Source organism: Janibacter sp. LM, from assembly GCF_039631275.1.
GTDB classification, from domain to species: domain Bacteria; phylum Actinomycetota; class Actinomycetes; order Actinomycetales; family Dermatophilaceae; genus Janibacter; species Janibacter terrae.
The window spans coordinates 276,075-290,038 of record NZ_JBDIVG010000001.1 but is presented as its reverse complement, the minus strand read 5'-3'; the positions used below and the strand labels follow the sequence as shown (position 1 = coordinate 290,038).

Below are 13,964 nucleotides of genomic sequence, written 5' to 3'. Positions count from 1 at the left end.
TTCGTCAACTACTCAGCGGATCAGCTGCACCCGCTGGTCGAGCCACACCCTTCGCAGACGTAGCACGAGCCGGCGGGGCGCATCTTGGTCCCACAGGTCATGCACATCGGTGCGTCCGCGGTCTTGCCCTGGAACTTCTCCAGGAGCTCGGCCGAGGAGTGGATCGTCGCGTCGACCTGGCGGGCCGAGGCGGCACCGGCACCGGACTGGTCGGTGACCTCCACCTCTTCCTTGGCGGCCGGCTTGGCCTCCTTGGCCTCGGTGGTGGGGACGCCCTGGGAGTAGCTGTCGTCGTCGTAGCTCTCGTCGTCCGAGGACGGGGCCTCGTACGAGCCGGTCTCGAGCTGGCGGGCACGCTCCTCAGCGGTGTGGATCCCCATGAAGGACCGCGTGTCGAAGTCCAGGTAGTCCAGCGCGAGGCGACGGAAGACGTAGTCCATGATCGACTGCGCCATCCGCACGTCCGGGTCGTCCGTCATGCCGGCCGGCTCGAAGCGCAGGTTGGTGAACTTCTCGACGTAGGTCTCGAGCGGCACACCGTGCTGCAGCGCGATGGAGATCGCGATCGAGAAGGCGTCCATGAGACCGGCCAGGGTCGAGCCCTGCTTGCCGAACTTCAGGAAGATCTCGCCGAGCTCACCGTCGTCGTACGTGCCGGAGGTCAGGTAGCCCTCGGCCCCACCGACGGCGAAGCTCGTCGTCTGCGAGGTGCGGCGCTTGGGCAGGCGGCGACGCAGCGGGCGGTACTCGACGACCTTCTCCACCGGCGCGGCCGCAGCGGCGTCGGCCGAGGCCTTCGCGTCCTTGGCGGTGGAGCCACCGTCGGAGAGCGGCTGACCGACCTTGCAGTTGTCGCGGTAGACCGCGAGCGCCTTGAGGCCGAGCTTCCAGCCCTGCATGTAGACGTCCTCGATCTCCTCGACCGTGGCCGTCTCCGGCAGGTTGACCGTCTTGGAGATGGCACCCGAGAGGAAGGGCTGGACCGCAGCCATCATCCGCACGTGACCCATCGGGGCGATGGCGCGCGCACCCATGGCGGTGTCGAAGATCTCGTAGTGCTCGAGCTTGAGGCCGGGGGCGTCGATGACGTGACCCTTGTCGGCGATGAACTCGACGATCGCCTCGATGGTCTCCTCGGTGTAGCCGAGCTTCTTCAGCGCGCGCGGGATCGTCAGGTTGACGATCTGCATCGAGCCGCCGCCGACGAGCTTCTTGAACTTCACGAGCGAGAAGTCGGGCTCGATGCCGGTGGTGTCGCAGTCCATCATGAAGCCGATGGTCCCGGTCGGGGCGAGCACCGACGCCTGGGCGTTGCGGTAGCCGTTCTTCTCGCCGACCTTGACGACCGCGTCCCACGCCTTGGTGGCGTAGGCGTGGATGTCCTTGTCCATCGTGTGCAGCGTGCGGATCTGGTCGTTGGCCGCCTGGTGCTTGCGCATGACGCGCTTGTGGGCGTCCGCGTTACGGGCGTAGCCGTTGTACGGGCCGACGATCCCGGCGAGCTCCGCCGAGCGCTTGTAGGACGCACCGGTGAGCAGCGAGGTGATCGCGCCGGCGAGCGCACGGCCACCGTCGGAGTCGTAGCCGTGGCCGGTCGCCATGAGCAGCGCGCCGAGGTTGGCGTAGCCGATGCCCAGCTGGCGGTAGTCACGGGTCGTCTCGCCGATCGACTCGGTCGGGAAGTCCGCGAAGCAGATGGAGATGTCCATCGCGGTGATGACGAGCTCGGCGACCGCCTGGAAGCGGGCCGCGTCAAAGGTGTCGTCGTCCTTGAGGAACTTCAGCAGGTTGAGCGAGGCGAGGTTGCACGAGGAGTTGTCGAGCGACATGTACTCGCTGCACGGGTTGGAGGCGGTGATGCGACCGGTCTCGGGGTTGGTGTGCCAGTCGTTGATCGTGCCGTCGTACTGGATGCCCGGGTCGGCGCACTCCCACGCGGCCTGGGCGATCTTGCCCATGAGCTCGCGGGCGTCGACGGTCTCGATGACCGAGCCGTCCATGCGGGAGGTCAGACCGAAGTCCGTGCCCTCCTCGACGGCGCGCATGAACTCGTCGGTGACGCGCACCGAGTTGTTGGCGTTCTGGTACTGCACGGAGGTGATGTCGGCACCGCCGAGGTCCATGTCGAAGCCGGCGTCGCGCAGCGCGCGGATCTTGTGCTCCTCGCGCGCCTTGGTCTCGACGAACTCCTCGATGTCCGGGTGGTCGACGTCCAGCACGACCATCTTCGCCGCGCGACGGGTGGCGCCACCGGACTTGATGGTGCCCGCGGAGGCGTCGGCCCCGCGCATGAAGGAGACCGGGCCGGAGGCGGTGCCGCCGGAGGAGAGCAGCTCCTTGGAGGAGCGGATGCGGGAGAGGTTCAGGCCGGCACCGGAGCCGCCCTTGAAGATGAAGCCCTCCTCCTTGTACCAGTTGAGGATCGAGTCCATCGAGTCGTCGACCGAGAGAATGAAGCAGGCACTGACCTGCTGCGGGCTCTTGGTGCCGACGTTGAACCACACGGGCGAGTTGAAGCTGAAGATCTGGTGCAGGAGCGCGTAGGTCAGCTCGTGCTCGAAGACCTCCGCGTCGGCGTCGGTCGCGAAGTAACCGTGGTCCTTGCCCGCCTTGACGTAGGTGAGCACGACCCGGTCGATGAGCTGCTTGAGCCCGGCCTCACGCTCGGGCGAGCCGACGGCGCCGCGGAAGTACTTCGTCGTGACGATCGTGGAGGCGTTCACCGACCAGAAGTCGGGGAACTCGACCCCGCGCTGCTCGAAGATCGTCTCGCCGGTCTTCCAGTTCTGCTGGACGACGTCGCGCTTCTCCCACGTGACCTCGTCATAGGGGTGGACGCCCTCGGTCGTGTGGATGCGGTTGATCGTCAGGCCCTTGGTGCGGGACCCGCGACGGGCGCTGGGCTTGCCGGCGGTCTCGGTCATGCTCTCTCTCCTGGTCCGTGTGGTGACGGCTGTGCTGCTCGGGTGGTGCGAGTGGGTTCGTGCTGGGTCAGGTGGCCGCGGTGTGCTCGCGGCGAAGGGCGGTGATGGCCGCCTCGAAGTCGTCCAGGGAGTCGAAGGACTGGTAGACGGACGCAAAACGTAGGTAGGCGACCTCGTCGAGCTCGCGCAGCGGCGGGAGGATCGCCATGCCCACCTCGTGCGCGTCGATCTCGGCGCTGCCCTGCGCCCGGATGCTCTCCTCGACGCGCTGGGCGAGGAGGGCGAGCTGGTCCTCGGTGACCGGTCGGCCCTGGCAGGCCTTGCGGACACCGGCCAGGACCTTGGCCCGGCTGAAGGGCTCGGCCGCACCAGACCGCTTGGTCACCGTGAGGCTCGCGCTCTCGAGGGTGGTGAAGCGGCGGCTGCACTCCGGGCACTGGCGGCGACGCCGGATGGCGCTGCCGTCGTCCGTGGTGCGGCTGTCGATGACGCGGGAGTCGGTGTGGCGGCAGAACGGGCAGTGCACGTCGGACTCCCTTCGTCGTGGCCGAAAGAACGGCTGGTCTGTGGATGGTGCGGTGGATGGCGTGGGGACGAACCCCGGATTTCTGTGGAGAACCGACCTCATCCTGTGCACTAGATGTGGACGAATGACAACGGTGTAACCACTAGATGTAGTGACCATTAGACGCCCCCGGAGCGCGTGACGCAAGTCCTGATCCACACCCGTCGACGAACGGCACGAGGGCCACCTCCACGTGCTGCGGAGGTGGCCCTCGGCCGGCCCGGACCCGGGTCGATGGGTCCGGGAGATCAGGTGCGACTCAGGGGGTCGGGATGGTCAGCGTCTGCCCCGCGTGCACGTACGAGGTCGACAGCCCGTTGGCCACCTGGAGGCGGGCGACGCCCTGCTGGACCGGCAGCTCGGGCAGCTCTGCGGCGGCGATCTGACCGAGGGTCTGCCCCGACCGGACGGTGACCTGCTCGGGCTGGGTCGCGGGCCCACCGAAGGCCATCGCGGCACCGGCGACGCTCGCGACCAGGAGCATCGAGGTCGTGACGGCCAGCCGACCGCGGCGGGTCATGCGCAGCCGGGTGGCGGGGTGGGCGAGGGCTGCATCGCCCGTCGGCACCGAGACGAGATGACGCGAGCGCGCCGGGCGCGCGCCGCGAAGGGGGGCGGGGGCGGCGGTGAGAGCGGTCATGCGGTCCTCCTGGCGGTGGCGGTTCTCTCGAACCGGTGTTCGATAGAACGTCTGTACGATGTCTAGCACGGGTGTTCGAAGAAAATCAAGGACACGCTCGAACAGATGTTTGAAATACCTGTTCGATCGGCCTACTGTCGTCGACACGGAGTAGTTGACCAGCGACCACCGACAACGGTGCCTCGCGGACACGGACGAAGGGTCGATCGATGAGCGGACAGGGCGAGGACACGGGCGAGGGCAACATCCACCAGCTCCCCGAGCGCGACACCGGGGACGGGTTGACCGCGCGGCAGCGCAAGGTCCTCGAGGTCATCCGCAATGCCGTCGCGACCCGCGGCTACCCGCCGAGCCTGCGCGAGATCGGCGAGCTCGTCGGCCTCACCTCCCCCAGCTCCGTCGCCCACCAGCTCTCCTCCCTCGAGCGCAAGGGCTACCTGCGCCGCGACCCCAACCGCCCGCGGGCCATCGAGGTCATCTCCCCCGACGGCCACGACGCCCCGGCGGGCGAGGTCACCGACCTGGCCTCCATGCGGGGCGGCGCCGACCACGGCGATGCCGTCGTCGACCCGACCGGCTCCGGCGACGCGCGTCCCGAGGCCAGCTACGTCCCCGTCCTCGGCCAGATCGCCGCCGGTGTCCCGATCACCGCCGAGGAGGTCGTCGACGACGTCTTCCCCCTGCCCAAGCAGATCGTCGGCGAGGGCTCCCTGTTCCTGCTCAAGGTCGTCGGCGACTCGATGATCGACGCCGCCATCTGCGACGGCGACTGGGTCGTCGTGCGTCAGCAGCCGCAGGCGGACAACGGCGACATCGTCGCGGCCATGCTCGACAACGAAGCGACGGTCAAGACCTTCAAGCGCAAGGACGGCCACGTGTGGCTGCTCCCCCACAACCCCGCCTTCGACCCGATCGACGGCGACCACGCGACGATCCTCGGCAAGGTCACCGCGGTGCTGCGCCGCCTGTGACCGACAGCTCGAGGACCGCGTCGACGAGGGAGCGAAGGGAGTCCCGCAGCTCCCCGTCCACGCGGTGGTCGACGAGGTCGTCCCCCCGCGTGGGTCCGCGGGTGATCAGCGAGACCGGGATCCCGCGCTTGGCCGCGTGCCGCACGAACCGCAGCCCCGACATCACCTGCAGCGAGCTGCCCAGCACGAGCAGGCTCGGCGCGGCGTCGACGAGGTCGTAGCAGCGCTGCACGAGCGGCTTGGCGACCGATCCGCCGAAGAAGACGACGTCGGGCTTGAGCGTGTCGGCGCCGCACTCCTCGCAGCACGGGGCGATGAAACGGCCGACGTCGACCGACTCCAGCCGCACGTCGCCGTCGGGTCGGATCTCGTCGCTGTCGGCGTCGAAGCCGGGGTTGGCGGCGGCCATCCGCGCATCGAGGACCTGCCGGTCCACCCGTGTGCCGCAGGTCAGGCAGACCGCTTCGACGAGGTTGCCGTGCAGCTCGACGACGTCGCGGGTGTCGGCCGCCTGGTGCAGGCCGTCGACGTTCTGCGTGATGACGGGGCCGGCCGCCCCGATCTGCTGCAGCCGGGTGACCAGGTGGTGGGCGTCGTTGGGGCGCGCCGCGTGGAACCGCCGCCAGCCGACATAGCTGCGGGCCCAGTACCGCTGGCGCGCCTCGCTGCTCCCGACGAACTCGGAGTAGTGCATGGGCGACACCCGCCGCGTGCCGTCCGGCCCGCGGTAGTCCGGGATGCCGGAGTCGGTCGACATGCCGGCGCCGGTGAGCACGAGGGCCGGACCGGCCGACAGCACCCGGGCGATGTCCTCGATCACCGCACCAGTATGAGGTGCTCGGCGCCCTCGGGTGAGCGGGAGCGGCACCGGCCGAGCCGGACGACCTACCATGGCCCCATGATCGACGCCGCCGGGCTCCGCGTGATGCGGGCCATCGCCGAGGAGGGCAGCTTCACCGCCGCCGCCCTCGCTCTCGGCTACTCGCAGCCGGCGGTCTCCCAGATGGTCAAGCGCCTCGAGCAACGGACCGGGACCGTCCTCGTGGAGAAGGTCGGCCGCTCCGTGCGGCTCACCGAGGCCGGTGCGGTGCTCGCGCGCCACGCGACGCCGGTCCTCGCGGCGCTCGACGCCGCCGAGGAGGAGGTCGCCGCGATCGCCGGGCTGCGCTCCGGCCGGGTGCGGCTCATGGCCTTCCCCTCGTCGTCGGTCACCCTCGTCCCCCGCGCGCTGGCCGCGGTGCGGGCCGAGCACCCGGACCTGTCGGTGCAGTTCGCCGAGGCCGAGCCGCCCGAGTCGATCGCCGCGCTGCGCGCCGGCGACGTCGACCTCGCGGTGGCCTTCAGCTACGAGGGCAGCGACCTGGCCCGGGGCGAGGACCCCGAGGGCTTCGTCGTGCACCCCCTCATCGACGAGGAGGTCCGGGTCGCTCTCCCCCGCGACCACCCGCTGGCCGTGAAGGAGACGGTCTCGATGACCGATCTCACCGATGAGGACTGGATCGCCGGCTGCGCGCGCTGCCGGGGCCACCTGCTGAAGATCGCGCACGACGCGGGGTTCGCGCCCAAGGTGGCCTTCGAGACCGAGGACTACGTCGCTGTCCAGGGCTTCGTCGCCGCGGGTCTGGGTGTCGCGCTCATCCCCGACCTCATCCGCGCGGCGACGTCCAACGACGACGTCGTCATCCGCCCGCTCGACCCGAAGAGCCGACGCCGGATCCACGTCGTGACGACCGAGGACCTGCTGAAGGTCCCCGCGGTCGCGACGACCCTCGAGGCGCTCGTCGCCTCGGCCGCCGCGGCCACGCCCTCGGCCGTCAGCTGACCGGCACCGCCCACTCCCGCCAGTCGGTGAGCAGCGCCTCCGGCCGGTCGGAGGCCATGATCACCACCCCCGGGTAGTCCTGGAGGATCCCCCGCAGCATCTCCCGGCCCTGCGGACCCAGGTCGTCGTCGACGTGCTCGAGCAGGAGCAGTGCCGGCGTGCCGATGGTCGCGCGGGCGACCCACAGTCGAGCGATCTCCTGGCGCGTGAGCGGTTCACCGCCACGGCGAAGGGGGGTCCGCTCACCTTCCGGCAGGCTCGCCACCCGGTCGGCCAGGCCGACGGCTGCCAGGGCCGCGCTGCCCTCCCCTTCGTCCAGGTCGGGCCGGCGGTAGCGCACGGCGCGCGAGACGCTCCCCCGCTCGAGGCGGCCACCGACGGGTGCGTAGCCGACGCGCCGACGGCGGCTCCTGGGGCCGGTGTGCGCCAGGTCCTTGCCGTCGACGCACACCGAGACGCAGCCGTCGCGACCCGGCAGCGCGAGCGCGGTGAAGACCTCGCGGGCGTGCCAGGGCGCGCCGCCGCGCAGGACGATGCGCTCCCCCGGCTCGGCGAGCAGTCCGGGCATCGCGACGCCGTCGACGGTCAGGCCGCGCACGACGACCCGACCACCGCTGGAGACGTCCGGGTCGAAGACGGGCGCCGGGCGGGCGTCGACGGGCTCCAGGAGCAGGGGCGCGACGATCCGGCGAGCGGCCTTGTGGTTCTGCCGGTACTCGACGATGCGGCCGGCGTCGGCGACCGGGCCGGCGAGGATGCCGACGATCGTCAGGGCGACGGCGACCGAGGCGGCGGAGACGACGCCGAAGGCGCCGAGGGTCGCCGCGCCGGCCGACCCGGCGAGCGGGGCGACGAGGGCGCAGGCGCGCAGCAGGCCGGAGGTGCGGGCCCGATGCACCGCCGCGTCGACGACCCGGGAGCCCGAGGTGTCGATCGCGCGCAGCTCCCGCTCGACACCGCCGGCGGCGGCGATGCCGGGGGCGGCGGTGACGGTGTCGGCGACGCGGGCCGCGAGCGAGCCGCGTCGGCGCCGCAGGACCCGCGCCCGCTCGAAGGCCGAGCCCGAGACGCGGGCCAGCACCAGGCCGAGCACCACGAGCGGCACGGCGACGACGAGTGCGAGCTGCCAGCCGAGCGTCGCGAGCGCGAGGACCGAGCCGAGCACGAGCGGCCCGAGCGCGACGAGCGGGGCGATCCCGAGTGAGACCCAGTTGCGCACGCTCGCGAGGTCGTTGGTCGAGCGGGCGATCGTGATGCCGAGGGAGGGCGCCTCGGCGGAGGTCATCGCGTGCTGGACGAGACCGCGCCGGATCTGCTGGACGTAGTCCTGGCCGAGGCGCTCGGCGACGACCCGCTCGACGTAGCGCGTGACGCCGAGGCCCACGACGGTGACCACGAGGACCCCGAGATCGGCGAGCACCGCGCTCGGGGGCTGGCCGACGTCGCCGAGGAGCACGCCGACGAGCAGCCCCGCCGCGATGGCGCAGGCAGTGTGGGCGACCGCCGTCGCGACGAGCAGCGCCATGAGCAACCGGCGGCTGCCCCGCAGCAGCGCGGGCATGGGTGGGACGGCCTGCGCCTCGTGCTGCTCCGTGTCCTCGGGCGACGCGGTGCGGCTCATGATGCCTGCGCGCGGACCGACCGGTCCCGGAGGAGACCCAGGGCCACCTCCGGCTCACGCAGCTCGAAGGTGCCGATGACCGGCACGGAGAGGACCTCGCTCGCCTCGCGCGTCGCGAGCGGCGAGGAGGTGACCACGCCGGAGACGGCAGCGGTCGGGGCACCCGCCGCGTCGAGGACCTGCAGGCCCGCGACGGCGCCGAGCGCGTCCTGGGACGCGAAGACGACCCGGTCGACGCGCGCGTGGAACTCGGGGTCCTCGAGCAGGCGGCGGGTCTCCTCCTGGTAGACGCCGTCGGCGACCTCGATGATGACGACGTCGGGCGCGGTGGCGGCGAGCTCGTCGACCATGTCGACGAAGATCTCGCGGATGCGCTCGTGCCCGAGGCGGTAGGTCGCGGGGTGGCCGAAGTCGGTGAAGTCCAGGACCGTCGTCGCACCGGCGTCCCGGAAGTGGTTGGGGTCGTTGCCCGCGCCGGTGCCGGTGGACTTGCCCGCGGCGACGCGCAGACCGGCATTGGTCAGGCCGTTGACGATCGAGCCGAGGACCGTGGACTTGCCGGAGTTCATCGAGGAGCCGAAGACGGCGACGACCGGCACCTTGCTCGTGCTCGTGCTCGTGCTGCCGGTCGTCGCGGTCGACCCCAGCGGGGCGAAGCGGTCGAGGGTCACGCGCCCGGCGTGGTCGGCGAGCAGGCCGATCGGCTCGATGCGGGTCGCCCCGTCGATGCTCGCGTGCATCTCGACGACCCTCGAGGCGAGGCCTCCGCCGGCGACGAGGTCCGCGGGGGCGAGCGAGGACGGCACGTGGGCGAGGAACTGGTCCGGGGCGTAGCGGTCGCCGTAGGCGACGAGGACCTCCTGGCCGGGGAAGAGCAGCTGGCGCCGCGAGACGGGGCTCTCCAGCCGGGTGTGCTTGCCGATCTCGGTGACCCGGGCGAGGACCACGTCGCCGGCGCGCGGCGCGACGTCCGCGCCGTACTGGAGGTGGTAGCCGTCGGCGGAGGACTCGATCGCCGCGGCGACGAAGCGCGTCGTGTAGGCCTTGAGCGCGCGACGCAGCCGGACCGGGTCGAGGGTCGCCGTGTGGTGACCGGGCCGGAGGGCCAGGGTCACCTCGTCGGGGGCCCTCGTCCCGGTGGTGGTCAGGTCGGTCGCGGTCAGGGCGGTGGGGGCGGTCTGGGTCATCGTCATCGTCGTCATGCCCAGATCACACCAAGCGAGGGTGAACAGCGGATGAGGCCCGGATGAAGGTGCTTTCATCTGCGGCGCAGGCCGCGTCGCAGGTCAGCGAGCGGTGACCGTCGCGGCGCCGTCGACGACGGCGACATCGCCGTCCTCGTCGGTCCGCAGCACCCGCGTCCCGTGGCGGGCGGCCCACTGCAGCGCGGTGGGCGTCGGGTGGCCGTAGGTGTTGTCGGCACCGACGCTGATGATCGCCGTCGGCGCGGCCACCTCGTCCATGAAGTCCTCGTCGACATTGCCCGACCCGTGGTGCGGCATCTTGACGACGTCGAGGTCGGCGGCAGCAGCGGCCATCGCGGGATCGCGTCGCAGCGCCAGCAGCAGCGCGTGGCCGACCTCCCTCTCGATGTCGCCGAGGAGCAGCATGCTGACCTCGCCGACCCGGACGTGGAGGACGATGCTCGCGTTGTTGGCGGCCGAGCCGCCGGCGACCACCTGGGCCGGCCACCACACGTCCGCCCTCACCTCGCCGATCGTCAGCTGCCGCCCCGCGACGAGCGCCTCCACGGGCACGCCATGCTCCCCCGCGATGTGCCGGACCTGCCGGGCCGCCCACTGCGGGTCCTCGACCGGCGTGACGAGGATGCGGCCGACCGCGCGCCCGTCGAGGGCCGCCTCGAGGGCGCCGACGTGGTCGTCGTGGAAGTGCGTGAGCACCACCGCGTCGAGGGTGCGCACCCGCAGCCGCCGCAGGCAGGCGTCGATGCCCCCGTCCTCGGGACCGACGTCCACGAGGACCGCCCGCCCCGGACCAGAGGCGAGGACCAGACCGTCGCCCTGCCCGACGTCGCAGGCGACGAGCCGCCAGTCAGGTGGCGGCCAGCTGAGCGTGCGCGCCGGGAGGGACCCGACGACGATGACGACGACGAGGCCCACCGCGACGAGCGGGCTGGCGCGCGAGCGCCGGACCGCCCACGGACCGGAGAGGATGCCGAGCGCGGTGACCACGGTGAGCAGCACCGCACCGGGGGGCCCGTCGGGCCACGGGAGCGCCCCGCCGGGCACGTCGGCGGCGATCCGCGCGGTCCAGGCGATGGCGAGGGCGAAGGGAGCACCGCACCAGCCGACGAGGCTCGCCAGGGTCGTGCTCGCCACGGCGACGACGGCGGCGCTCACCCCGAGGACCGTGGCCGGGGCGACGAAGGGAGCGGCGGCCAGGTTGGCGAAGACGGCGATGAGGCTGACGTCGCCCTGCAGCAGCACGATGACCGGTCCGCAGACGAGCTGGGCGGCGACGGGGATCGCCACGGCCGGCCCGACGAGGTGCAGGCGTCGCGGCAGGTGGGCGTTGATCGCGTCGGACCATGGGCGGACGAAGAGCAGCAGGCCGAGGGTCGCGAGCGTGGAGAGGACGAACCCGTACGAGCGCGCGAGCCACGGGTCGTAGGTGAGCAGCGCGAGGACGGCGGTACACAGGGCGGAGGTGCCGGCGCCCCGTCGCGAGGCGCTCATGCCGAGCAGCCCGATCGCGCCCATCGTCGCCGCCCGGATGACGCTCGGCTCCGGACGGGCGAGCACGACGAAGAAGGCCAGCCCGGCACCCGCCGCCCAGGGCCGCCACCGGCGCGGGAAGCCGCCCAGGCGGGCGGCGCCGATGAGCGCGGCCAGCACGACGGCGACATTGGACCCGCTGACCGCGCTCAGGTGCGACATGCCGACGAGGAGCATGTCGTCGGTGAGGTCCTGGGGGGTCATCGAGGTGTCGCCGATGACGAGCGCCGGCAGCAGGCCGCGGGCGTCGGCCGGCAGCGGCTCCATCGCCTCGCGCATCCCCGACCGCAGGTGCTCGGCGGCAGCCCGCACCGGGGAGCGCTCGCCCAGCGGCCGGGGTGGGCCGCGGGGGCTGAGCACGGCGATCTCCGGGTCGGCGGGCTCGGCGGGGGCGAGCCGGCCCGTCAGGGCGATCCGGTCGTGCCAGCCGACCTCGCCCCAGGGCTGCCCCGCCCGGACGAGGACCGGTGCGCGCACCCGCGTCGTCACCCCGCGGGCGGTGACCGATTCCAGCCGCACCCGCAGCAGGACCTGGTCGGGGGCGGGGCTCCCTTCGTCTCCCGAGGCACGGCCGGCGCGGACGATCGGCTCGGTGAGCACGACGCCCTCCGCCCGCACCATCGCGCGCTCGGCGACGAGGCGGTCCACGGGGCCCACCCGACGGGTCGCCTCGTGCACGGCCGACGACCCGAGGACGAGCCCCGCGGCGACGAGGGCGAGACCGAGCACCGCCGGCCCGTCGCGTCGCCACGACGCCCGGGCGTGCCGGCCCCGGTAGCGCACACCCCCCACCCACAGGCCCAGCACGAGCAGGAGCGCGAGCGTCGCGACCTGGGCACGCACCGCCCCGGACCACGACAACGCCCACGCGCCGAGGGCCCACGCGGCGAGGCACGGCAGCAGCAACCGCAGGTCGAGCAGCGGTGCGCCCGCGGGCTCCTCGGCCACGAGCTCAGACCGTGACCCTGGTCGAGAGCTGGGCGTAGATCTTGTCGCCGATCCCGCTCACCTCGCCGAGCTCCTCGACCGCGGTGAACCGCCCGTGCTCGGTGCGCCACTCGAGGATGCGCTGCGCGAGCACCGGCCCGACGCCCGGCAGCGTCTCGAGGGTGGCGAGGTCGGCGGTGTTGAGGTCGACCGGTGCCGCGGCCGCCCCGGGAGCAGCTGCGCCACCGGGGGGCGGAGCGCCCGCCGCCGGGGCACCCGCCGGAGCAGGCGCAGCGGCCGGGGTCTCCCCCCGCCCCGGCACGACCACCTGCTCGCCGTCCACGAGTGGTCGGGCGAGGTTGACGCTCGTGAGGTCCGCGCGGCCGGTGGTGCCGCCCGCCTCGTCGAGGGCCTCGCCGACTCGAGAGCCCCCCGGCAGGGTGACCACGCCGGGGCGCTCGACCCGGCCGACGACGTGCACGGTCACCGTCGTCGCCGGACCCGTGGCCGGAGCGAAGGGCGGCTCCGTCCCGTCCGGCGCCGCCGCCGCGCCCTCCTCCTGCACGACGGCGGGCTGGGGTGCCGCGTCCTCGCGCGCCATGACGTACCGACCGACGAGCATGGCCACGGCGACCGCGACGACGAGCGCCACCCCGATCACCGCCTGCCGGCTCACCCCGTAGCGTCCCCGCGCCAGCGTGGAGGGCAGCTCGAGGGGCCGCGGCTCGCGGTCCTCCTCGAGGATCCGGGCGACGCGCTCGGAGGGCTCGCTCGTGCGTGGGCTCATGCCGACGACGCTAGGCAGGCCCGTCCCCGCCGCGGTCGCGTCGCGCGCTCCTGTGGACCGTCAGACCGGCGCCTCCGGGGCTGGGGACGACCTGCGGCCCGCTCAGTCGCGCTGCCGGGGGGTCACGCCGACGCCGATGGTGCCGAGCCCGACGTGCGCGCCGATGACCGGGGTGAGGGGTGAGAGGGAGACGCGCACGTCCAGCTCCTCGCGCAGGGCCGTGGCGAGCGCGCTCGCCCGCTCCTCGGCGTCCAGGTGGTGCACGGCGACGTCGACACCTCCCGCCCACTCGGGCAGGTCGCGGCAGTCCTGGAGGGTCAGGGCCTGCAGGCGCGCGATCGCCTTGCCGGCCGTGCGGACCCGCTCGAGCGGCTCGACGTGGCCGTCGGCGATGTGGAGCACCGGCTTGAGGGCCAGCGCCGAGCCGAGCAGCGCCCGGGCACCACCGATCCGTCCGCCCCGGCGCAACTGCTCCAGGCTGTGCACGACCATGCGCACGGTCGACGCGGCGCAGCACTGCTCCAGCCGGGCCACGACCTCCTCGACCGGCAGGCCGCGCGCCCCGTCCCGCGCCGCGCCGATCGCGGCGAAGCCCAGGGCCATGCCGATGAGTCGCGAGTCGACGACGTGCACCGGCACCGGCGACTCGGGGGCGGCCGAGCGGGCCGCCTCGATCGTCCCCGACAGGTCACCGCTCAGGTGGACGGAGACGATCTGGGTGGCTCCCCCCTTCGCCGCCGCCTCGTAGGCACGCAGGAAGGTCGCGGGAGCAGGGCGCGAGGTGCTGATCTCGGCCTTGCGCCGCAGGGCGTCGACGACCGCGCGCGAGTCGACCTCGTCGCCCTCGATCCGCTCCCGGCCGTCGACGACGAGCACGAGCGGCACGACGCGGATGCCGTGCTCGGTCCGCTCCGCGGCCGACAGGCCCGAGGTGGAGTCGGTGACGACGACGGTGCTCACGGGTCGAAGCGT

At 72.8% G+C, this 13,964-nt stretch carries 11 protein-coding genes; 2 read left to right on the top strand and 9 right to left on the bottom strand.

From position 1 onward, the window contains the following. Window positions 1-20: 20 nt before the first annotated feature. The 3 genes from ABC138_RS01355 to ABC138_RS01345 all read right to left on the bottom strand — a co-directional run bounded on the left by ABC138_RS01355 (window position 21) and on the right by ABC138_RS01345 (window position 4,129). Window positions 21-2,924 carry a vitamin B12-dependent ribonucleotide reductase gene (locus tag ABC138_RS01355; RefSeq protein ID WP_068324990.1) on the bottom strand — a complete coding sequence of 968 codons (2,904 nt, stop codon included), beginning with the start codon at window positions 2,922-2,924 and terminating at the stop codon, window positions 21-23. Between the two features lie 67 nt (window positions 2,925-2,991). Then, window positions 2,992-3,450, bottom strand: a complete 459-nt coding sequence (gene nrdR / locus ABC138_RS01350) for a transcriptional regulator NrdR (protein WP_068324991.1) — start codon at window positions 3,448-3,450, stop codon at window positions 2,992-2,994. A gap of 298 nt (window positions 3,451-3,748) precedes the next feature. After that, window positions 3,749-4,129 carry a LysM peptidoglycan-binding domain-containing protein gene (locus ABC138_RS01345; protein WP_068324992.1) on the bottom strand — a complete coding sequence of 127 codons (381 nt, stop codon included), beginning with the start codon at window positions 4,127-4,129 and terminating at the stop codon, window positions 3,749-3,751. Between the two features lie 209 nt (window positions 4,130-4,338). Here ABC138_RS01345 and lexA point away from each other — a divergent pair, with 209 nt between their 5' ends. After that, on the top strand, window positions 4,339-5,100 hold the full coding sequence (gene lexA / locus ABC138_RS01340) for a transcriptional repressor LexA (RefSeq protein ID WP_068324993.1): 762 nt from the start codon (window positions 4,339-4,341) through the stop codon (window positions 5,098-5,100). Here lexA and ABC138_RS01335 read toward each other — a convergent pair. Beyond that, entirely contained in the window at window positions 5,075-5,920 is an 846-nt protein-coding gene (locus ABC138_RS01335) for a Sir2 family NAD-dependent protein deacetylase (protein ID WP_068422208.1), read from the bottom strand. The genes lexA and ABC138_RS01335 overlap by 26 nt on opposite strands. A 78-nt stretch (window positions 5,921-5,998) precedes the next feature. Here ABC138_RS01335 and ABC138_RS01330 point away from each other — a divergent pair, with 78 nt between their 5' ends. Further along, complete coding sequence (locus ABC138_RS01330; RefSeq protein ID WP_068324995.1) at window positions 5,999-6,922, top strand: LysR family transcriptional regulator; 924 nt, start codon at window positions 5,999-6,001, stop codon at window positions 6,920-6,922. Here the strand turns inward: ABC138_RS01330 and ABC138_RS01325 are convergent. From ABC138_RS01325 to ABC138_RS01305, 5 genes are all read right to left on the bottom strand, one after another. After that, window positions 6,915-8,543, bottom strand: coding sequence for an ABC transporter ATP-binding protein (locus ABC138_RS01325; protein WP_068324996.1), 1,629 nt, complete (start codon window positions 8,541-8,543; stop codon window positions 6,915-6,917). The two genes, ABC138_RS01330 and ABC138_RS01325, sit on opposite strands and share 8 nt — an antisense overlap. Beyond that, window positions 8,540-9,745 carry a DUF1611 domain-containing protein gene (locus ABC138_RS01320; RefSeq protein WP_255218284.1) on the bottom strand — a complete coding sequence of 402 codons (1,206 nt, stop codon included), beginning with the start codon at window positions 9,743-9,745 and terminating at the stop codon, window positions 8,540-8,542. Before ABC138_RS01320 ends, ABC138_RS01325 begins: the two co-directional genes overlap by 4 nt. An 84-nt stretch (window positions 9,746-9,829) precedes the next feature. Further along, a complete protein-coding gene (locus tag ABC138_RS01315; protein WP_345912502.1) occupies window positions 9,830-12,226 on the bottom strand; it encodes a DNA internalization-related competence protein ComEC/Rec2 in 2,397 nt (798 codons plus the stop codon). Window positions 12,227-12,230: 4 nt separating this feature from the next. Further along, complete coding sequence (locus ABC138_RS01310) at window positions 12,231-12,992, bottom strand: ComEA family DNA-binding protein (protein WP_255218287.1); 762 nt, start codon at window positions 12,990-12,992, stop codon at window positions 12,231-12,233. Window positions 12,993-13,094: 102 nt separating this feature from the next. Beyond that, a complete protein-coding gene (locus ABC138_RS01305) occupies window positions 13,095-13,952 on the bottom strand; it encodes a DegV family protein (RefSeq protein WP_068325053.1) in 858 nt (285 codons plus the stop codon). Window positions 13,953-13,964: the final 12 nt, after the last annotated feature.

Bases quoted from the DNA above. Each gene is read 5' to 3' on its own strand.
- ABC138_RS01310 (WP_255218287.1), bottom strand. From the start codon at position 12,992: ATGAGCCCACGCACGAGCGAGCCCTCCGAGCGCGTCGCCCGGATCCTC.
- ABC138_RS01330 (WP_068324995.1), top strand. From the start codon at position 5,999: ATGATCGACGCCGCCGGGCTCCGCGTGATGCGGGCCATCGCCGAGGAG.
- ABC138_RS01320 (WP_255218284.1), bottom strand. From the start codon at position 9,745: ATGACGACGATGACGATGACCCAGACCGCCCCCACCGCCCTGACCGCG.
- ABC138_RS01355 (WP_068324990.1), bottom strand. From the start codon at position 2,924: ATGACCGAGACCGCCGGCAAGCCCAGCGCCCGTCGCGGGTCCCGCACC.
- ABC138_RS01325 (WP_068324996.1), bottom strand. From the start codon at position 8,543: ATGAGCCGCACCGCGTCGCCCGAGGACACGGAGCAGCACGAGGCGCAG.
- ABC138_RS01345 (WP_068324992.1), bottom strand. From the start codon at position 4,129: ATGACCGCTCTCACCGCCGCCCCCGCCCCCCTTCGCGGCGCGCGCCCG.
- lexA (WP_068324993.1), top strand. From the start codon at position 4,339: ATGAGCGGACAGGGCGAGGACACGGGCGAGGGCAACATCCACCAGCTC.